Source organism: Luteimicrobium subarcticum, from assembly GCF_002798015.1.
In the GTDB taxonomy this organism is placed as follows: Bacteria; Actinomycetota; Actinomycetes; order Actinomycetales; family Cellulomonadaceae; genus Luteimicrobium; species Luteimicrobium subarcticum.
Map to the genome: position 1 here is coordinate 667494 of NZ_PGTZ01000007.1, position 18438 is coordinate 685931.

General features: G+C 73.1%; 20 protein-coding genes and 1 tRNA gene. 14 read left to right on the forward strand and 7 right to left on the reverse strand.

Annotated elements, in window-relative coordinates:
• Positions 1-4 precede the first annotated feature (4 nt).
• From CLV34_RS08015 to CLV34_RS08025, 3 genes are read left to right on the forward strand one after another with little or no spacing between them, the layout of a single operon-like run.
• Complete coding sequence (locus CLV34_RS08015) at positions 5-1210, forward strand: glycosyltransferase (RefSeq protein ID WP_100349915.1); 1206 nt, start codon at positions 5-7, stop codon at positions 1208-1210.
• On the forward strand, positions 1207-2160 hold the full coding sequence (locus CLV34_RS08020) for a lysylphosphatidylglycerol synthase domain-containing protein (RefSeq protein WP_100349714.1): 954 nt from the start codon (positions 1207-1209) through the stop codon (positions 2158-2160). The genes CLV34_RS08015 and CLV34_RS08020 overlap by 4 nt, the downstream gene beginning before the upstream one ends.
• The gene (locus CLV34_RS08025) at positions 2157-3758 is read left to right on the forward strand and encodes a hypothetical protein (protein ID WP_100349715.1); all 1602 of its coding nucleotides are present in this window, start codon (positions 2157-2159) and stop codon (positions 3756-3758) included. The genes CLV34_RS08020 and CLV34_RS08025 overlap by 4 nt, the downstream gene beginning before the upstream one ends.
• 8 nt (positions 3759-3766) lie before the next feature.
• Here the strand turns inward: CLV34_RS08025 and CLV34_RS08030 are convergent, their stop codons facing one another.
• Together CLV34_RS08030 and CLV34_RS16335 are read right to left on the reverse strand one after the other, a co-directional pair.
• Positions 3767-4141 carry a hypothetical protein gene (locus CLV34_RS08030; RefSeq protein ID WP_100349716.1) on the reverse strand — a complete coding sequence of 125 codons (375 nt, stop codon included), beginning with the start codon at positions 4139-4141 and terminating at the stop codon, positions 3767-3769.
• Positions 4138-4290 carry a hypothetical protein gene (locus CLV34_RS16335; protein WP_157803757.1) on the reverse strand — a complete coding sequence of 51 codons (153 nt, stop codon included), beginning with the start codon at positions 4288-4290 and terminating at the stop codon, positions 4138-4140. The genes CLV34_RS08030 and CLV34_RS16335 overlap by 4 nt, the downstream gene beginning before the upstream one ends.
• A gap of 107 nt (positions 4291-4397) precedes the next feature.
• On the opposite strand from CLV34_RS16335, the gene eno reads away from it, so the two are divergent.
• The 8 genes from eno (at position 4398) to CLV34_RS08070 (ending at position 11812) form a co-directional block, all read left to right on the forward strand.
• Complete coding sequence (eno, locus tag CLV34_RS08035; RefSeq protein ID WP_100349717.1) at positions 4398-5678, forward strand: phosphopyruvate hydratase; 1281 nt, start codon at positions 4398-4400, stop codon at positions 5676-5678.
• Positions 5679-6082: 404 nt separating this feature from the next.
• Positions 6083-6505, forward strand: a complete 423-nt coding sequence (locus CLV34_RS16340; RefSeq protein WP_157803758.1) for an FtsB family cell division protein — start codon at positions 6083-6085, stop codon at positions 6503-6505.
• A 22-nt stretch (positions 6506-6527) separates the two neighbouring features.
• A complete protein-coding gene (locus CLV34_RS08045) occupies positions 6528-7028 on the forward strand; it encodes a DUF501 domain-containing protein (protein ID WP_100349719.1) in 501 nt (166 codons plus the stop codon).
• A gap of 67 nt (positions 7029-7095) precedes the next feature.
• Positions 7096-8100, forward strand: a complete 1005-nt coding sequence (locus CLV34_RS08050) for a Ppx/GppA phosphatase family protein (protein ID WP_100349720.1) — start codon at positions 7096-7098, stop codon at positions 8098-8100.
• A 235-nt stretch (positions 8101-8335) separates the two neighbouring features.
• Entirely contained in the window at positions 8336-9127 is a 792-nt protein-coding gene (locus CLV34_RS08055) for a phosphatase PAP2 family protein (RefSeq protein ID WP_157803759.1), read from the forward strand.
• Positions 9128-9229: 102 nt separating this feature from the next.
• Positions 9230-10648, forward strand: coding sequence for an NAD(P)/FAD-dependent oxidoreductase (locus CLV34_RS08060; protein WP_100349722.1), 1419 nt, complete (start codon positions 9230-9232; stop codon positions 10646-10648).
• 120 nt (positions 10649-10768) lie between these two features.
• A tRNA-Leu gene (locus CLV34_RS08065) sits at positions 10769-10842 on the forward strand.
• Between the two features lie 37 nt (positions 10843-10879).
• Complete coding sequence (locus CLV34_RS08070; protein ID WP_100349723.1) at positions 10880-11812, forward strand: aldo/keto reductase; 933 nt, start codon at positions 10880-10882, stop codon at positions 11810-11812.
• A gap of 36 nt (positions 11813-11848) precedes the next feature.
• Here the strand turns inward: CLV34_RS08070 and CLV34_RS08075 are convergent, their stop codons facing one another.
• Positions 11849-12244: a type II toxin-antitoxin system VapC family toxin gene (locus CLV34_RS08075; protein ID WP_100349724.1), complete on the reverse strand. Its 396-nt coding sequence runs from the start codon at positions 12242-12244 to the stop codon at positions 11849-11851.
• Complete coding sequence (locus CLV34_RS08080; RefSeq protein ID WP_100349725.1) at positions 12235-12459, reverse strand: type II toxin-antitoxin system Phd/YefM family antitoxin; 225 nt, start codon at positions 12457-12459, stop codon at positions 12235-12237. The genes CLV34_RS08075 and CLV34_RS08080 overlap by 10 nt, the downstream gene beginning before the upstream one ends.
• A 107-nt stretch (positions 12460-12566) precedes the next feature.
• On the opposite strand from CLV34_RS08080, the gene CLV34_RS08085 reads away from it, so the two are divergent.
• On the forward strand, positions 12567-13607 hold the full coding sequence (locus CLV34_RS08085) for an alpha/beta hydrolase (protein WP_100349726.1): 1041 nt from the start codon (positions 12567-12569) through the stop codon (positions 13605-13607).
• Between the two features lie 42 nt (positions 13608-13649).
• Here CLV34_RS08085 and CLV34_RS08090 read toward each other — a convergent pair whose 3' ends face one another.
• The gene (locus tag CLV34_RS08090) at positions 13650-14156 is read right to left on the reverse strand and encodes a MarR family winged helix-turn-helix transcriptional regulator (RefSeq protein ID WP_100349727.1); all 507 of its coding nucleotides are present in this window, start codon (positions 14154-14156) and stop codon (positions 13650-13652) included.
• Positions 14157-14216: 60 nt separating this feature from the next.
• Between CLV34_RS08090 and CLV34_RS08095 the strand changes: the two genes are divergently transcribed.
• Positions 14217-15452, forward strand: coding sequence for an MFS transporter (locus CLV34_RS08095; protein ID WP_100349728.1), 1236 nt, complete (start codon positions 14217-14219; stop codon positions 15450-15452).
• Between the two features lie 120 nt (positions 15453-15572).
• Here CLV34_RS08095 and CLV34_RS08100 read toward each other — a convergent pair whose 3' ends face one another.
• Both CLV34_RS08100 and CLV34_RS08105 read right to left on the reverse strand, forming a co-directional pair.
• Complete coding sequence (locus CLV34_RS08100; RefSeq protein ID WP_100349729.1) at positions 15573-16394, reverse strand: ABC transporter permease; 822 nt, start codon at positions 16392-16394, stop codon at positions 15573-15575.
• Positions 16391-17383: an ABC transporter ATP-binding protein gene (locus CLV34_RS08105; RefSeq protein ID WP_100349730.1), complete on the reverse strand. Its 993-nt coding sequence runs from the start codon at positions 17381-17383 to the stop codon at positions 16391-16393. The genes CLV34_RS08100 and CLV34_RS08105 overlap by 4 nt, the downstream gene beginning before the upstream one ends.
• A 234-nt stretch (positions 17384-17617) precedes the next feature.
• Between CLV34_RS08105 and CLV34_RS08110 the strand changes: the two genes are divergently transcribed.
• Positions 17618-18430, forward strand: a complete 813-nt coding sequence (locus CLV34_RS08110) for a Bax inhibitor-1/YccA family protein (RefSeq protein WP_100349731.1) — start codon at positions 17618-17620, stop codon at positions 18428-18430.
• The last annotated feature ends 8 nt before the right edge of the window (positions 18431-18438 follow it).

An 18438-nucleotide genomic window follows, 5' to 3' on the forward strand; every position in this document is an offset into this window, starting at 1 on the left:
CCGCGTGCCCGGGCGCGTCGTCGCGTTCGGGACCTACGACACGTCCCGTCACCCGCGGGTCGGCATCCTCGTGGACGGCCTGCGCGCGCGCGGGGTCGACGTCTCCGAGCTGGACCGCCCGCTCGGGCTGTCGACCGCGGAGCGCGTCCGCATGCTCACGCAGCCCTGGCGGCTCCCGGCGCTCGCCGGACGTCTCGCCGCCCGCTGGTGGTCGCTGGCCCGCGACGCGCGGGCCGACCGCCGCGCCCACGGCACCCCGGACGTCGTCCTCGTCGGGTACCTCGGGCACTTCGACGTCCTGCTCGCGCGGGCGCTGTTCCGCCGCTCGTACCGGGTGCTCGACCACCTCGTGTTCGCGGGCGACACGGCGCGCGACCGCGGTGCGGGCGGCCTCAAGGCGCGCCTCCTCACCGGCCTGGACCGGGCGGCGCTCGCGGCGTGCGACCTCGCCGTCGTGGACACCGACGAGCACCTGGCGATGCTGCCCGCGAGGACGGCGGGCGTCGTCGTCCCGGTGGGCGCGACGGACGACTGGTTCGCCGCCGGGGACGCCTCCTCCCGCGCCCCTTCCGCCGTGCCGTCCGAGGCGCCCGCCGCCGCCCCGCTGAGCGTCGTCTTCTTCGGCCTCTTCACGCCGCTGCAGGGCGCCCCGACCATCGCGTCGGGCCTCGCGGACCTGCTGCGCGAGCGTCCGGACGTCCGGGTGACGCTCGCCGGGACCGGTCAGGACCTCGACGCGGCCCGCGCCACCCTGACCGCGGTGCCCGCCGCCGCGACGCAGGTCACGTGGCTCGACTGGGTCGAGCCGGCCGACCTGCCCGCCCTCGTCGCGTCGCACGACGTGTGCCTCGGCATCCTCGGCGACACCCCCAAGGCGCTGCGCGTCGTGCCGAACAAGGTCTACCAGGGCCTCGCCGCGGGCTGCGCGGTCGTCACGAGCGGCACCCCGCCGCAGCGTCGCGCGCTCGCTGACGCCGCCGTGCTCGTCCCGCCGGGCGACGCCGCCGCGCTCGCCGCCGCCCTGCGCGCCCTCGCCGACGACCCGGCCGCGCTCGCGGACGCCCGGACCCGTGCCCGCACCGGCGGCCGCCGCTTCACCCCCGACGCGGTCGTCGCCCCGCTGCTCGAGGCTCTCCGGGTCGCCGGCCACGCACCCACCGCGCAGCAGGTCCCGCCGCACGTCCCGCAGCCCGCCGAGGACGCGTCGTGAACCGGCTGCTCGCCGCCGCGCGGTCGCGGGTGACCCGGTGGGTGTTCCTCGGCGTCGCGGTCGCGCTCGCCGTGTGGGCCGTCGTCGCGAGCTGGGACGAGATCACCGCGGCCCTGGCCGACCTGTCCTGGCTCCTCGTGGGCGGTGCGCTCGTCGTCTCGATCGCCTACGTGCTCGCGACGATGGTCTCGTGGCTCCGCCTGCTCAACGACCTCGGCGAGCCGCTGCGTCCGTCGAGCGCGCTCGCCCTGTTCGGGGTCAGCCAGCTCGGCAAGTACATCCCGGGCGGTGTGTGGAACGTCGTCGCCGCCGCCGAGCTCGGCGCGCAGCACAAGATCTCGCGCCGTCGGTCGGTCGCCGCGATGGCGGTCGCGGTCCTCGTCTCCGTCGTGTCCGGGCTGCTCGTCGGCGCGCTCGCCCTCTGGCTCGGACCGCCCGACACGCGCGACCGCTGGGGCTGGGCCGGGCTCCTCGTCCCGGTGCTCGTCGTCGTGCTCGTCCCGCCCGTCCTCAACCGGCTCGTCGACCGCGCCTTCCGGCTGATGCGCCGCGAACCCCTCGACCAGCCGCTGTCGACGCGCGGGCTCGGCACCGCCACCCTGTGGGCGCTCGTGGGCTGGCTGCTCGTCGGGCTCCAGGTGTGGATGCTCGCCGTCGGGGTCGGCATGGAGGCGTCCTGGCGGACCTTCGCGCTGTGCGTCGGCGCGTACGGGCTGGCGTGGGTCGTCGGGCTGCTCGTCGTGTTCGTGCCCGCCGGGGCGGGGGCTCGCGAGGCCGTGCTGCTCGTCGCACTGTCGGGCGTCCTGCCGCACGGTGCGGTGCTCGCCGTCGTGCTCGTCAGCCGCGTCCTCGTGACCGTGACCGACCTGTTGCTCGCCGGCGCCGGGCTCACCATCGCGCGACGCCAGGCACGGGATGCCGCGCCCGCCGGCGAGGTCCCGGCCGCGTGAACCAGCGGACGCGGGCCGCGCTGTCGGGTGACGGGTCGCTCGGCGCCGCGTCCTGGTCGCTCGTGGTCGTGACGGTCGTGGCGTTTGTCGTCCGCGCCGCGGCGTACGTGCGGCCGTCCCAGCTCCTCGCCCCGCGCGAGCTCGACGACGCCACCATGTACTCCGCCGCCGTCGACGTGCTGCACGGGCAGACCCTCTACGGCGACGTCCTCTACCTGCACCCGCCCGGCCTGGTCACCGCGCTGCTCCCGTTCGCGTGGCTCGGCGAACACGTCGGCGACGCGCTGGCGCTCGCCGTGGCTCGCGCGCTCACGGTGCTGGTCGGGACGCTGTCGACGTTCCTCGTCGCGTGGCTCCTGCGCCGCCGCGGCACGGTGGCCGTGCTTGCCGGTGCCGGCCTGTACGCCGTGTGGGTGCCGGTCGTGTACTCCGAGCGGGTCGTGTTCCTCGAGCCCGCGCTGACGCTCTGCCTGCTGCTCGCGCTCGTCGTGCTGCGGCTCGACCGGCCGACCGGCGCCGCCCGCGGGTGGCTGCGCCCGACGACGACCGCGCCCCTCGTCGCGGGCGCGCTCACGGGTGTCGCCGCGTCGTTCAAGGTCTGGGCGTTCGTGACCGCGGCCGCGCTGCTGGTCGTCGTCCTCGTCTGGCGGGGCGGGCGCGCGGCCGGGTGGTTCGCGCTCGGCGGGCTCGTGGTCGTCGCGGCGTTCGTCGTGTCGTTCGCGGTCCGGGCCCCCGGCGACCTGTGGCGCGATGTCGTCGGCGTCCAGGCCGGGCGACCGAGCACGACGACGTCGTTCGGTCTGCGCCTGCGCGAGTTCGCCCCCGTGTCGTCCGTCCCCGCCGCCTGGTGGACGACCGCGCTCGCCGTGCTCGTCCTCGTGCTGGTCGTCGTCGCGCTGGCGCTGACCCTCGCCCGCGGGGTCGTCGCGTGGCGGCGTGACCGGTCCGGCCTGCCCGAGACGGCCGCGTGGGCGCTCCTCGCCCTCGTGCAGGGTGCGACCGTGCTCGCCGCGCCGTCGTTCTTCCTGCACTACGCGGCGTTCCCCGCGCCCGCGATCGCCCTGCTGGCCGGTGCGGGTGCCGCGACGGCCGCGGCGTGGCTGCGTGCGTGGGCTGGGACGTCACCGGACCGCGGGCGCGCCGTCGTCCTGCGGACCGTCGCCGTCGTCGCGGTGCTGGCGCTCGCGGGCGCTGCGATCGCGGGTGCGACGGCGCGCCTGCGCTGGACGGGATCGCGCGCCGAGCTCGTCACCTGGGCCGCCCAGCAGGACTGCGTGTGGGGGCTCGCGTCGGGCGTCGTCGCCGCGGGCGCTGCGACCCGCAACGCGGAGAACGACTGTCCCGTCCCCGCCGACGTGTGGGGCGAGGGCCTCGCCGCGCTGGACGACTCCGGTGACGGCGCGGGGGAGGGGGGCGCCGTCGAGGAGCGGGACGCGTTCGTCGCCGAGATGCAGCGCGAGCTCGCGCAGGTCGACGCGGTCGTCGTGCCGATCGTCACGGACGGCACGTGGCTGCACGGTGCGGCCGAGGCCTACCTCAGCCGGAACTTCGACCACGTCGGCACGGCCGGAGGCTTCGAGATGTGGGAGCGGACCTGACGCAGCGGTCATCCGTTCGGACGCGCGAGGCGGAAGAGCCGAGCCAGCTCGGGCGGCAGCTCGGCGACGATCCCGTGGCCCGCCTGGTTCGGCAGTGGGAGACGGAAGAGGAAGGACGTGCCGATGACCGTCTTCACCGAGTCCTCGTCGCTTCGGGCGCTCTCGTCGAGGAAGGCAAGAACTCCGCGCCAGTCGAGCCCACGACCTGAGGTGGCGTCAGGGTCCGCGACGTAGGCCGCGACGACCCGCGGCGTCACCTCGACCCCGACGTACACGTGCGCCAGGAACTCGTCCGGGCCGTCATAGCAGTGGTCGAGCGTCGCGCCGAGGACCGGGAACCGCTCCGCGAGCGCGATCGCGAACGCCTCGTCCGGGGCGGTCACGCGTCCCGCCCGCCCGACGCGAGCCAGGCGCCGCAGCGGCGGTCGAGCTCGTCGTCGGCGACCACGAAGTCCCGCGGCCCCTCGGCCGTCGTGGGGTGGACCGACAGGCCGTCCGAGCGCACCACGTCGAGCACCAGGGACTCTGACACGGACGTCATCCTCCCGCACCGTCTCGCCCAGTGCACGGATCTGCCTCGCCGGACCGAGGCGACTAGGCTGAGGTCGCATCCCCCTCCCTCCACGCTTAGGAGCCACTGTGGCCAGCATCGAAGCCGTCGGAGCCCGCGAGATCCTCGACTCGCGCGGCAACCCCACCGTCGAGGTCGAGGTCGTCCTGGACGACGGCACCTTCGCCCGCGCGGGCGTCCCCTCGGGTGCCTCGACCGGTGCGTTCGAGGCCGTCGAGCGCCGTGACGGCGACAAGGGCCGTTACCTCGGCAAGGGCGTCCAGGGCGCCGTCGACGCCGTGAACGACGAGATCGCCCCGGAGCTCGTGGGCTTCGAGGCCGAGGACCAGCGCCTCGTCGACCAGGCGCTCATCGACCTCGACGGCACCCCGAACAAGGGTCGCCTCGGCGCGAACGCGATCCTCGGTGTCTCGCTCGCCGTCGCGAAGGGCGCCGCGAAGTCGGCCGGCCTGGAGCTGTACCGCTACGTCGGCGGCCCGAACGCGCACGTCCTGCCCGTGCCGATGATGAACATCCTCAACGGTGGGTCGCACGCCGACTCGAACGTCGACATCCAGGAGTTCATGGTCGCCCCGATCGGCGCGTCCACGTTCCGTGAGGCCCTGCGCACCGGCGCCGAGGTCTACCACTCCCTCAAGGCCGTGCTCAAGGAGCAGGGTCTCGCGACGGGCCTCGGCGACGAGGGCGGCTTCGCCCCGAACCTGTCGAGCAACCGTGCCGCGCTCGACCTCATCCTCGTCGCGATCGAGAAGGCCGGCTTCAAGCCGGGCGTCGACGTGGGCCTCGCGCTCGACGTCGCCTCGACCGAGTTCTTCAAGGACGGCGCCTACCAGTTCGAGGGCCGCCCGCACTCGACCGACGAGATGGTCGCGTACTACGAGCAGCTCGTGGCCGACTACCCGCTGGTCTCCATCGAGGACCCGCTGTCCGAGGACGAGTGGGGCGCCTGGTCGTCGCTCGTCGCTCAGGTCGGCGACAAGGTGCAGATCGTCGGCGACGACCTGTTCGTCACCAACCCGGAGCGCCTGGCCCGTGGCATCGAGGAGAAGTCGGCGAACTCGCTCCTCGTGAAGCTCAACCAGATCGGCACGCTCACCGAGACCCTCGAGGCCGTCGAGATGGCGCAGCGCGCGGGCTTCACCGCCATGACGTCGCACCGTTCGGGCGAGACCGAGGACACCACGATCGCCGACCTCGCCGTCGCGACGAACGCCGGCCAGATCAAGACCGGTGCGCCGGCCCGTGGCGAGCGCATCAACAAGTACAACCAGCTCCTGCGCATCGAGGAGGCCCTGGACGACGCGGCGGTGTACGCGGGTCGTTCGGCGTTCCCGCGCTGGAAGGCGTGACGCGCGTCCTGACGTCTGTCTGACGGGAGCCCCGGTCCTCGCTGAACCTGCTGCGAGGACCGGGGCTCCTGCGCGCACACGGTCGCACAGGGCGTGTGCTCCGGGCGTGGGGCCCGGACCGCTGGCACGATCGACCCATGTCCGCTCCTCGGCGCCCTCGGGTGCCCACACCGGCGTCCCGTCCGGGCGCGCGCGCCACCGGCCGTCCGACGACGGGCGCCACGCCCTCCGTCCCGACGTCGAGCGCGTCCGGTGCGTCGAACCCTGCGAAGGACGCGCGGGGCGGGCGGTCGAGCCGGCCCGCGCCTCCTGCGTCCGCCGGTGGCACGCGCGCCGAGCCGAGGACGCCGCGGAAGCCCGCGGGGAAGAAGCGCACCCGGGGGGACGGTGGTCGCCTGCGGGACGTGCTGCCCGAGACGGTCACGGTCCGGACGGTCATCCTCGGGGTGGCTCTGTTGATGGCGGTGATCCTGCTCCTGCCGACGGCACGTGAGTACGCCAAGTCGGCGTCGGCGCTGCGGACCCTGAGCCACGAGCTCGACGCCGCGAAGGCGCAGCGGGACGTCGCGCAGAGCCAGCTGGACCGCTGGTCCGACCCCGCCTACGTGAAGGCACAGGCGCGTGAGCGGCTCGGGTACCAGATGCCGGGCGAGACGTCCTACCGTGTCATCGACCCGGGGGACGTCGCCGACCACGTCGACCCGCTGACCGGGGCGGCGGTCGAGCCGGGCCTCGTCGCGGCGGGCACGGGCGGGTCCGGCCCGTGGTACGAGCAGGCGTGGGCGTCGGTGCAGGTCGCGGGGATCGGCGTCGCGCACGACGGCTGAGCGGGTGGGGGAGAATGGCCCCATGCCCCGAACTCCCGTGACCGACGACGACCTCGCCGTGCTCGCCGAGCAGCTCGGCCGTGAGCCCCGCGGCGTGGTCGCCGTGGGGGCGCGCTGCGTGTGCGGCCGCCCGCTCGTCGTGGTGACGTCCCCCCGCCTGCCCGACGGGACGCCGTTCCCGACGACGTACTACCTCACGCACCCCGGTGTGGTGGCGGCGATGAGCACGCTCGAGGCGAACGGCGTGATGCGCGAGCTCACCGAGACGCTCGACGACCCCGACGTCGCTGCGGCGTACCGGCGGGCGCACGAGGCGTACCTCGCGGACCGCGCGGAGCTCGGCGACGTGCCCGAGGTCGCGGGCATCTCCGCGGGCGGCATGCCGACGCGCGTCAAGTGCCTGCACGCCCTCGCGGGTCACGCGCTCGCGGCCGGCCCGGGCGTCAACCCGGTCGGCGACGCCGCGCTCGAGCGTGCGACGGACCTTCCCACGCCCTGGCGCCGCGACCGCTGCACCTGCTGACCCGTCGTGCGCCGTCGGCCGCGGGACCGCCACGAGCGGTCGGCGCGGTTGTGGCAGGCTCTTCCGCATGACCTCGAGCGCCGCCGTCCCGTCCGCCTCCGACCTCCGGGTCGCCGCCGTCGACTGCGGCACGAACTCCCTGCGCCTCCTCGTCGCGGACCTCGACCCGGCCGCCGGGACCCTCACGGACCTGCACCGCAGCATGGAGGTCGTCCGGCTGGGCCAGGGCGTCGACAGGACCGGACGGATCGCCCCCGAGGCCCTCGAGAGGACTCTCGACGCGACGGCCCGCGCAGCCGAGGTGTGCCGCGAGCTGGGCGTCTCGCGCGTGCGTTTCGTCGCGACGAGCGCGTCACGCGACGCGTCCAACAAGGACGACTTCTTCGCGGGCGTGCAGCAGCGCCTCGGCGTGCTGCCCGAGGTCGTCTCGGGCACGGAGGAGGCCGAGCTGTCGTTCCGGGGGGCGACGAGCGTGGTCGCGGGCCGGTTCGACGCCCCGTACCTCGTGGTCGACCTGGGTGGCGGCTCGACGGAGCTGGTGCTGGGTGGCGAGAGCGACGGCGAGGTCGAGGCGGGGACGGGGCTGGCGGCGTTCTCCATGGACGTCGGCTGCGTCCGCATGACGGAGCGGCACCTGCACGACGACCCGCCGACGGCCGAGCAGGTCGCCGCGGCGCGCGCGGACGTGGCGGCGGCGCTCGACGAGGCGCTCGCGACGGTGCCGGTGGGCCGTGCGGCGACGCTGGTGGGCCTCGCCGGCACGGTCACGACGATCACGGCGCACGTCCTGCGCCTCGAGCGCTACGACCGCGACCGCATCAACGGCGCGTCGCTCCCCGTGGACGACGTCCTGCGGGCGTGCGACGAGCTGCTCGCGATGTCGCGCGAGGACCGCGCGGCGCTGCCGTTCATGCACCCGGGTCGCGTCGACGTCATCGGTGCGGGTGCGCTGGTGTGGGCCTCGGTGGTGCGCCGGGTGCGCGACGAGGTCGCGGCCGCCGGGGGCGAGCTGACCCACGTCGTGACGAGCGAGCACGACATCCTCGACGGGATCGCCTGGTCGCTCGCCTGACGCACGGGCGAGGCGGGCTGGCTCGGTCCCTGAGCGAAAGATGCTCAGGGCAACGTGTCTTCGGCCACACGCTCTCTTCGCGAGCCGAAATGCGCTCGCAGTGTCACGACGCAGGGGTAACGTCATCTTGTCGAGGGGGACGTCGTGAACATCTGATGACGTCTCGGACCGTGTCCGGTCATCGTCGAACGATCTGTGAAGGGGGCAGCCGGTGAGTCGTGCGCGAGCCCTGAGTGTGACATCGAGGCAACGCTGGCGGCCGGGGCAGGTCCCTCCGTGGTGGGCCGAGGTCGTCCTCGTCCTCGGGCTGTACGCCGTCTACGACGTGATCCGCGGGCTCGGGCGGCCCACCGAGGTCATCGCCCAGCACAACGCGTGGCAGATCGTCGACGTCGAGCGGGCGCTGTCGGTCGCGATCGAGGAGCCGCTGAACCGTGGCCTGGCGTCCCTGCCGGCGCTCGCGGTGCCCGCCTGCTTCTTCTACGCGACGCTGCACTTCATCCTCACCCCGCTCACCCTCGTCTGGCTCTACCGGCGCCATCCCGCGGTCTACAACCGCGAGCGCATGTGGATCGTCATCGCGACCGCGACCGCGCTCATCGGGTTCTGGCTGCTGCCGGTCGCCCCGCCGCGGCTCCTGCCGGGGGTCGGTTCCGTCGACGTCATGGCGGAGTTCGCGAGCTGGGGCTGGTGGCAGGGCGACGGGAGCTCCGCGTCCAAGGCCATCGCCAACGAGTACGCCGCCATGCCGTCGCTGCACTTCGCCTGGTCCCTGTGGGTCGGTCTCGTGGTCGCCCGGTACGCGCGGCACCGCGTCGTGCGCGTCCTCGGCATCGCGTACCCGGTCGCGACCGCGCTCGTCGTCCTCGGCACGGGCAACCACTACCTGCTCGACGTCGCCGCCGGTGGTGCGCTGCTCGGTGTGGCCTGGCTCGCGACGCGCGCCATCTGGCCGGACGAGGTGGTCGCCCGGGCGCTCGAGATCGAGCGGGGCGGCGTGGTCGCGCCGCCGTCGAGCCCAGAGTGATCCACGGCTCGGGCGCCGTCGCGGACGACGGGACGTCCCCGGCCGTTCGCTGCACAAGACAGAGGATTTTCGCCGGGCCACAGTCGGTAATACCCTGACCCTATGCCTCAGAACGATCTGACCCCGGTCAGCCCTGCCCAGAGCTCCGGCTCGTCCGTCCCGCGGATCCTCGTCCTCGGCGGCGGGTCCGTCGGCCTCTACGCCGCCCGCCGCCTGCGCAAGCGGCTCGGTCGGGGCGAGGCCCGGATCACGATCGTCGACACGAACCCGTACCTCACGTACGCGCCGTTCCTCCCGGAGGCCGCGGCGGGCTCGATCGAGTCCCGCTACGTCGTCGCCCCGCTGCGCAAGGCGCTGCCGGGCGTCGAGGTCGTCGAGGGCAAGGTCACGAGCATCTCGCACGCCGACAAGTCCGTCACGGTCGAGCCGGAGGAGGGCGAACCCTTCCGCCTGACCTACGACCAGGTCGTCGTCGCACTCGGCTCCGTCGCCCGCCTGCTGCCCATCCCGGGCCTCGCGGAGCAGGGCATCGGCCTCAAGACCGTCGAGGAGGCCATCGCCGTCCGCAACCACGTCCTCAACCGGATCGACGTGGCGTCGTCCGCGCAGGACGACACGCTCAAGGCCCGCCTGCTCACGTTCACGTTCATCGGGGGCGGCTTCGCGGGCATCGAGGCCATCGCCGAGGTCGAGGACATGGCGCGCGCCGCGGTCAAGAAGCACCCCACGCTGCAGCAGTCCGACCTGCGCTTCGTGATGATCGAGGGCACCGGCCGCATCCTGCCCGAGCTGTCCGAGCCGATGGCGCTCTACGCGCTCGAGCAGCTCAAGGACCGCGGCATCGAGTTCCACCTCTCGACGTTCCTCAGCTCGTGCGAGGACGGCCACGTCGTCACGTCGACCGGTGTCGAGTTCGACTCCGACACCATCGTGTGGACCGCCGGCATCAAGTCGAACCCGGTCGTCGGCCAGTCCGACCTCCCGCTCGACAAGCTCGGCCGCCTCCAGGTGCTCGCGACCCTCCAGGTCGCGGACGACGAGGGCTCGATCGTCGAGGGCGCCTGGGGCGCCGGCGACGTCGCCGCCGTGCCGGACGTCTACAACCCCGGCAAGTTCTGCCCGCCGAACGCGCAGCACGCGATCCGCGAGGGCGTCCAGCTCGCCGAGAACCTCGTCGCCACGCTGCGCGGCGAGCCGACCAAGGAGTATGCGCACAAGAACGTCGGCACCGTCGCGTCCCTCGGCCTGTACAAGGGCGTCGCGGAGCTCTTCGGCAAGTTCAAGCTGCGCGGCCCGCTCGCCTGGGCGATGCACCGCGGCTACCACGTCATGGCGATGCCGACGTGGAACCGCAAGCTCCACATCTTCAACGGCTGGGTCGGCCAGTTCGTGTACGGCCGCGAGACGGTCGCGCTCGGCGCCATCGAGGACCCGCGCGCATCGTTCCGCGCCGCCGCTGTCCCGCCGAAGCCGAAGGACGAGCCGCTCAAGCAGGAGGCGACGTCCGCCGCCGCCGAGTGACCGTGATGTGCTGGGCACACAGGCCCTGCTGACGCACGACGGGGACGACACCGCGCAGGTGTCGTCCCCGTCGTCGTACGCTCACCTGCGGGCGCGCGCCCCGGACGCCGCGCGCAGACCGCCCTCGTAGCCCAACTGGCAGAGGCAGCCGGCTTAAACCCGGCCCAGTGCGGGTTCGAGTCCCGCCGGGGGCACCCCGTTCACGTGACCGCCCGACCCCGAGGAGCACCCATGAAGACCTTCACCCTGCCCGGCACCTCGATCACCGCGCCGAACGTCGTCGCGGGCATGATGCGGATCGCCGACAAGCCCGACGACGAGATCCGGACGCTCGTGCGCACCGCGCGCGACGCCGGCATCGACTTCTTCGACCATGCCGACATCTACGGCGGCACGCTGCACCGCTGCGAGGAGCGCTTCGCCGAGGCGCTGGCGCTCACGCCGTCCGAGCGCGACGAGATCACCATCCAGACGAAGTGCGGCATCGTGCCCGACGGCCCGTACTTCGACTTCTCGTACGAGCACATCCTGGAGTCGGTCGACGCCTCGCTCCGCGCGCTGCGGACCGACCACGTCGACGTCCTGCTGCTGCACCGTCCCGACGCGCTCGTGGAGCCCGACGAGGTGGCGCGCGCGTTCGACGAGCTCGAGGCCGCCGGCAAGGTGCGCGCCTTCGGCGTCTCCAACCACACGCCCGGGCAGATCGAGCTGCTGCGCCGCTCGGTCACGCAGCCGATCGTCGCCAACCAGATCCAGCTGTCGATCACGCACGCGCCGAGCGTCGCGCAGGGCATCGCGATGAACATGGGCGACCTGGACCAGTCGATCAGCCGCGACAACGGCATCGTGGACTACTGCCGCCTGCACGACATCACGCTCCAGGCGTGGTCGCCGTTCCAGGCGCGGTTCTTCGACGGCGTGTTCCTCGGCGACGACCGCTACCCCGAGCTCAACGCCGTCATCGACCGGCTCGCCGCGCAGTACGACGTGCCGCCCATCGCGGTCGCGACCGCGTGGATCACGCGCCACCCCGCGCAGATGCAGGTCGTGCTCGGCACCACGACGCCGCAGCGCGTCGCCGACGCGGCCCTCGGGTCCGACCTGCCGCTCACCCGCGCCGAGTGGTACGAGCTGTTCCGCACCGCCGGGCACCGCGTCCCCTGACGGCCGCGTGGGCGCGGGCTCGCGGCACCACCCGCGTCACCAGAGGGTCCGCAGCCCGGGCAGGGCGCGCAGGGCGGCGTCCGACGTCACGAGCACGAGGTTGTCGTGCAACGCCTGGGCGGCCAGCAGGCGGTCGAAGGGATCACGGTGGTCCCACGCGAGCGAGCCGGCGAGCAGTGCGTGCGGTGCCGTGACAGGCAGCGGGGCGAGCCGGAGCTCGGTGAGCCGCTCTTCCCAGGTCGCGACGAGATGCTCGGCACCCGGCAGGCGCCCGATGCGGACCTTCGTCGCGACCTCGAGCGCGGACACCGCCGACACCACGAGGCCGGCGCGCGGGTCGGCGACGACGGGCCGAGCGGCAGCCGACAGGCGGGCCGGGTCGCCGAGCATCCACAGCACGACGTGGGTGTCGAGCAGGTAGGTCACTGCCACGCGTCGAGCTCCTCGTCGGGCAGCGCCGCGAAGAAGCTGTCGGGCACCTCGACCCGGACCGTGCCGAGCGGGCGCTCCCAGGCGAGGTCGACGGGCGCGAGCCGCGCGACAGGCGTGCCCGCACGCGCGATCACGACGTCCTCGCCGCGCTCGACCCGGTGCAGCAGCTCGGACAGGCGCGTCTTGGCGTCCTGGACGTTCACCACGGTGGTCATGAGGCCAGGCTAGGACGTCCTGACCAGGGTGACCAGGTCTGACTGACCAGCTGCCGGCGGGGACGGCCCGGGACGCGAACGCGACGCCCGGCTCGTAGCGTGAGGGGATGACGACGCCCGCCGACGCCGCGTGGTCGCCCGACGTCCTGGGTGAGGGCTTCGAGCAGCTCACCCTCCCGCTCGGCGAGGACGCCGAGGGCGAGCTCGTCGCGACGCTCGTGCGGTACCGGCCGGACGCCGACGGGTCCGCGGGGCCGGACGTTCTCGGCGGCGCGGGGCGGGCCCCTGGCCCGCTGGACGGGGCCGACGTCCTGTACGTGCACGGCTGGTCGGACTACTTCTTCCAGGTCGAGCACGCCCGCTTCTGGCACGCGCTCGGCGCCCGCTTCCACGCTCTCGACCTGCACAAGTACGGCCGCAGCCTGCGCCCCGGCCAGACGCCCGGGTTCACCTCGGACCTGCGCGGCTACGGCCGCGACATCGAGGCGGCGCTGGCGGTCATGGGCCACGGCCTCGTCCCGTCCGAGCGCACGCGCGAGGACGCGCCGCTGGTGCTCGTCGGGCACTCGACGGGCGGGCTGACCCTGAGCCTGTGGGCGGCGGCGTTCCCGGGTCGCGCGTCGGCGCTCGTCCTCAACAGCCCGTGGCTCGAGTTCCAGGCGGGCGCGGTCGCCCGTGCCGCGATGGCACCGGCCGTCGGGGTGCGGTCACGGTGGCAGCCGCGCGGCCGGATGCCGACGGTCGACCTCGGCTTCTTCACGCGGACCGTGTCCCGCCGGTTCGGCGGCGAGTGGGACTACGACCTCGCGTGGCGCCCGGAGCACGGCTTCCCGCTGCACCCCGCCTGGCTCGACGCGGTGTTCCGCGCGCAGGCCGAGGTGGCGCGCGGGCTCGGGGTCGAGCTGCCCGTGCTGGTGCTGCTGTCGACGCGCAGCGTGCTGCAGCCCGTGTGGTCGGAGGCGATGGCGCACGCGGACGTCGCGCTCGACGTGGACCGCGTGGCGCAGCGTTCGTTGGACCTGGGTCGCCACGTCACGGTCGCGCGCATCGAGGGCGCGCTGCACGACGTCCTGCTGTCGGCCCCGGACGTGCGCGCGTCCGCCTACGACGTGGTGCGGCGGTGGGCGGAGGCGTACGCGGGGGGCTGAGGCGGCGTCGGTCGGCGGCCGGCGTCGCGTCGATCGGACGCGTCAGTCGCGGCGACGGAAGGTGTCGAGGTCGGCGTTGAGGCGGTGCAGGAGCTCGGCGAGCAGCGACCGGTCGAGCTGGGACCAGCTCGCCAGCACCTCGGCGTAGAGGTCCTTGCGCTCGGTGCGGTTGTGCTCGAGGGCCGCCAGGCCGCTGTCGGTCGCCTCGACGAGGACGGCCCGGCCGTCCTGCGGGTCGCGCCGCCGCTTGACGTGGCCGGCCTTCTCGAGCGAGTCGACCTGGCGCGTGACGGTCGACGCGTCGAGCCCGAGCCGCTCCGCGGCGGCGTTGACGTTCTGCGCACCCTCGACCGCCAGGACGTGGAGCAGCAGGTAGGCGGAGCGGTCGAGCATGCCCGTGCCGCCGGCGACCGCGCCACGCATCCCGCGCGCGACGGAACGGTCGGCCCGCCGCAGCAGCTGGGCCACCTCGAACTCGATGCGGGAGAGGGCGTCCCTCGACCGGTCGAGGGCAGCGCCGGTGGGGGAGGGTGTCGTTCCCGAAGTCATGAGGTGTATCCTACAGGGAAGTACCTGTGGCATACAGATAAATCAAGGAGTGACGGCCGCATGGCCTCGACCCGGAACGAACCCAACAAGACCGCGATCTACGCGACCGCGCTCACCGCCTTCTTCGCCATCGCCGGCATCGCGATCGTCGACCCGATCCTGCCCGTCATCGGCGCCGAGCTCGGCGCCACCAGCTGGCAGATCGAGCTTCTCTTCACCGCGTACATCGCGATCATGGCGATCGGCATGATCCCCGCCGTCCTCGCGACCGGGAAGTTCGGCTTCAAGAAGATCCTCGTCGCCGGTGTCAGCCTCGTCGGGCTCGCCGCCATCCTCGCGTCCCTCAGCCAGAGCATCGGCCAGCTCGCCGTCCTGCGCGGGTTCTGGGGACTCGGCAACGCCATGTTCTTCGCGACCGCGATGGTCCTGCTCGTCTCGCTCGCCAACGACCGCAACTGGGTCGTCGAGCTCTTCGAGACCTGCGTCGGCCTCGGGTTCGCCGTCGGCCCCCTGCTCGGCGGCCTGCTCGGCCAGATCTCCTGGCGCATCCCGTTCCTCGCGTGCGGCGTGTTCATGGTCGTCGCGCTCGTCGTGTCGTCGTCCAAGCTGAAGGACCCGGCCGAGAAGCCCGCCCCGCTGCGCGTCGGCAACGTCTTCTCGCTGTTCAAGAAGCCCGCGTTCGTCGCCCTGTCCGTCGTCACCGCGACGTACAACTACGTGTTCTTCGTCGTCCTCGGCTGGGTGCCGTTCTTCCTCGGGCTCGACGTCGTCCCGCTCGGGCTCGTGTTCACCGGCTGGGGCATCGGGCTCGCGATCGGCATCCTCGTCGTCGGTCACCGCATGGCGCACAAGATCGGCGCCGTGCAGACCGTCGGCATCGCGATCGTCGGCGTCCTCGCCGCCGTCATCCTGTTCGCGCTCGACCTCGGGCAGGCCTGGACCATCGTCGTCCTCGTGTTCGCCGGCCTCTGCATGGGTCTCGTCAACGCGAACCTCACCGACCTGTCGCTCGCGCTCGGCTCGCCCGACCGCCGCGCCACCACCGGGGCGTTCAACCTCGTCCGCTGGGGCTTCGCCGCCCCCGCGCCCGTCATCGCCGGCCTCGTCGCCAGCGGGCCGGACGACGTCACGCCCTTCTGGATCGCCGCCGGCGTCCTCGCCGTCGGCATCATCACCTTCCTCGCGACCGCGCACGTCATGGCGCGCGGCGTGGGCGAACGCGTCCTGTGGCAGCGCTGGAACAAGGGCGCCGCGCAGGTCGAGGGCGTGCCCGAGGAAGCGCTCGGCGAGGTCTGACCTCACCGGCCTGGACAGGTCCGGGCGGCGCGTCGACGGGGACGCACCGGCCGGGCCGACCACGACGACGACGGCCCCCGCAGGATCGCTCCTGCGGGGGCCGTCGTCGTGGGGGAGGGTTCAGGCGTCGCGACGCTTCGTCAGGATGATCCCCACGGCGAGCGGGACGAAGGCCCACAGCAACGACACGACGAGGCCGGCCGTCGGCGACAGCAGGGTGTCGCTCTCCGTCGTCGAGGCGTAGGCCTGGCCGGCGTTGCCGGGCAGGTACTTCGCGATGTCGCGCACCACGTCGTTGCCCTGGAAGATCGCGCCGACGATCGGGAGCACGAACAGGATGCCGAGCACCACCGCGATCGATCCGGCGGTGACGCGCAGGAGCAGGCCGACACCGAGCGACAGCAGCGCGACGAGCCCGAGGAACAGGATCGAGCCGCCCAGAGCCCGCCAGGTCGTCCACTCCCCGAGGTCGGGCATGACCCCGTCACCGCTCAGGACGGCGCGCGCGATCACGTAGGCGAGCACCAGGCCCACCGCGCCCGCGACGATCGCGCTGACGAACACGACGAGCGCCTTCGCAGCCAGCACGGGCGTGCGGGTCGGGACCGCGGAGAACGTCGCGCGCACCATCCCCGACGAGTACTCGTTGGTCGCGACCAGGACGCCCAGCACCGCGACGACCAGCTGCGCGATCGAGATGCCGGACGTGATCGCGTCCACCCCCGTGAACTGCGCCCGACCGTGCCGGACGTCGCTGTGGAGCTGGGCCGAGGCGCCCCACGAGAGAAGAGCCATCACGGCGACGGTCGAGCCGAGGACCCACCACGTCGACCGCAACGAACGAAGCTTGACCCACTCCGAGCGCAGCACGCGGACGAACGTCGGGTGGTACCGGTCGGCCTCGAAAAGGGGCTTGCTGGCAGGGAGAGCTGCGGCGCTCATCGCGCGTCTCCTTCGGTGGTCGGGACTGCGGCGGCGGAGGGTGCGGGCTCCGCCGACGGGGCGGTGGCGGCGGCACTCTCAGCGCCGGTGGTCGCGTGGTACTCGACCGAGTCGGCGGTGAGCTCCATGTAGGCCTGCTCGAGGGTCGAGCGCACGGGCGTGAGCTCGTGCAGGACGATCCCGTTCGCCGCCGCTGCCTCGCCGATCGCCGGCGCCTCGACGTCGGACACGCTGAGCAGACCTGGCTCGTCCGACGTCACCGTGCCGCCCTGCCGCTGCAGGACGTCCGCGAGCTTCGCGGCCTCGGGGGAGCGGACCGTGACCGTCTTGGTCGACGCGCCGTCCACGAACTCCTGCACCGTGGCGTCGGCGAGGATCTCGCCGCGGCCGATGACGAGCACGCGGTCCGCGGTCTGCGCCACCTCGCTCATGAGGTGGCTCGACAGGAAGACCGTGCGGCCCTCGGACGCGAGGTACCGGGCCAGGTGGCGGACCCACAACACGCCCTCGGGGTCGAGGCCGTTGACAGGCTCGTCGAGGATCAGGGTCTTCGGGTCGCCCAGCAGGGCGACAGCGATGCCGAGCCGCTGGCCCATGCCGAGCGAGAAGCCGCCCACGCGCTTCTTCGCGACGGCCCGCAGGCCGGTCATCTCGATGACCTCGCTCACGCGAGAGCGGGGGATGCCGTGCGTCGCCGCCAGTGCGTAGAGGTGGTTGGCGGCAGACCGGCCCGTGTGCACGGCCTTCGCCTCGAGCAGGGCGCCGACCTCCGTCAAGGGGGAGCGGTGCTGCGCGTACGGCTTGCCGTTCACGGTCACCGTGCCGGCCGTCGGGCGGTCGAGGCCCATGATCATGCGCATCGTGGTGGACTTGCCGGCACCGTTCGGGCCCAGGAAGCCGGTCACGACTCCCGGGCGGACGGTGAACGAGATCCCGTTCACCGCAGTCTTGGGGCCGTACCGCTTGGTCAGCCCGTGAGCTTCGATCATCACGTTCCTCGGACAGGGATGGGTCAAGGGGACTCCCCGACCCTACGGTGACCCGCGGCGTCTGCACAGGTGGAACAGGGTGGCGGGACGGCGATCCCAGGGTCGGCTCAGGGAAGAACCGGGGGTGTCCTTCGTGCTTTCGGCGATCTCCCAGGATCGCTGGCGCTGCAGACCCTAGGATGGTGTACCCGGCCGCGCCGAGAACGGCGTCCGACCGTCGCCCAGGAGGCACGAGTGAGCAACCCCGTCTTCGACAAGAGCCCCGTCTTCAGCGAGCGCCCGCCGAGCGGAGTCACGAACCCCGGAGCACAGGCCACGGCCGCGTACCCCGCGACCGACGCCGCGACGCTCCAGACCATGTACGACGCCCCGACGGCGACCACGCGCGACACCGGTCGCCTGACCTACGACGACGTCATCATCAAGACGGGCGGCCTCTTCGCGGTGCTCCTCGTCGCTGCCGCCATCACGTGGCAGCTGTCCGACGCGATGCCCGGGCTCTGGGTCGGCGGCATGGTCGTCGGGCTCGCCCTCGGACTCGTGAACGCGTTCAAGCGCCAGCCCAGCCCGGCCCTCATCCTGCTCTACGGAGTCGCGGAGGGCGTGTTCCTCGGAGGCCTGTCCAAGGTCTACAACGACTGGTACGACGGGATCGTCGTGCAGGCCGTCCTCGCCACGTTCGCGACGTTCGCGGCCGCGCTCGTGCTGTTCCGTTCGGGCAAGGTCCGCGTCACCCCGAAGTTCACCCGCTGGCTGCTCGTCGCGATGACGGGCTACCTCGTGTTCTCGCTGGTCAACCTCGTCCTGGTCTGGACGGGCGTGCTGGGCGGCTGGGGCCTGCGCGGCGGAGGCTTCGGTGTCGTGATCGGCCTCCTGGCCGTCGGCATGGCGGCCGCGTCGCTGCTCGTCGACTTCGACGCGATCAAGCGGGGCGTGGAGCGTGGGGCGCCCGCGAAGATGGCCTGGTCGGCAGCGTTCGGACTCGTCGTCACGCTCATCTGGCTCTACACGGAGATCCTGCGGATCCTCGCGATCCTTCGTAACTGACGGCACGC

Bases quoted from the DNA above. Each gene is read 5' to 3' on its own strand.
- CLV34_RS08045 (WP_100349719.1), top strand. From the start codon at position 6,528: ATGCCCCGAACTCCCGTGACCGACGACGACCTCGCCGTGCTCGCCGAG.
- CLV34_RS08050 (WP_100349720.1), top strand. From the start codon at position 7,096: ATGACCTCGAGCGCCGCCGTCCCGTCCGCCTCCGACCTCCGGGTCGCC.
- CLV34_RS08060 (WP_100349722.1), top strand. From the start codon at position 9,230: ATGCCTCAGAACGATCTGACCCCGGTCAGCCCTGCCCAGAGCTCCGGC.
- CLV34_RS08070 (WP_100349723.1), top strand. From the start codon at position 10,880: ATGAAGACCTTCACCCTGCCCGGCACCTCGATCACCGCGCCGAACGTC.
- CLV34_RS08080 (WP_100349725.1), bottom strand. From the start codon at position 12,459: ATGACCACCGTGGTGAACGTCCAGGACGCCAAGACGCGCCTGTCCGAG.
- CLV34_RS08085 (WP_100349726.1), top strand. From the start codon at position 12,567: ATGACGACGCCCGCCGACGCCGCGTGGTCGCCCGACGTCCTGGGTGAG.
- CLV34_RS08090 (WP_100349727.1), bottom strand. From the start codon at position 14,156: ATGACTTCGGGAACGACACCCTCCCCCACCGGCGCTGCCCTCGACCGG.
- CLV34_RS08095 (WP_100349728.1), top strand. From the start codon at position 14,217: ATGGCCTCGACCCGGAACGAACCCAACAAGACCGCGATCTACGCGACC.
- CLV34_RS08100 (WP_100349729.1), bottom strand. From the start codon at position 16,394: ATGAGCGCCGCAGCTCTCCCTGCCAGCAAGCCCCTTTTCGAGGCCGAC.
- CLV34_RS08105 (WP_100349730.1), bottom strand. From the start codon at position 17,383: ATGATCGAAGCTCACGGGCTGACCAAGCGGTACGGCCCCAAGACTGCG.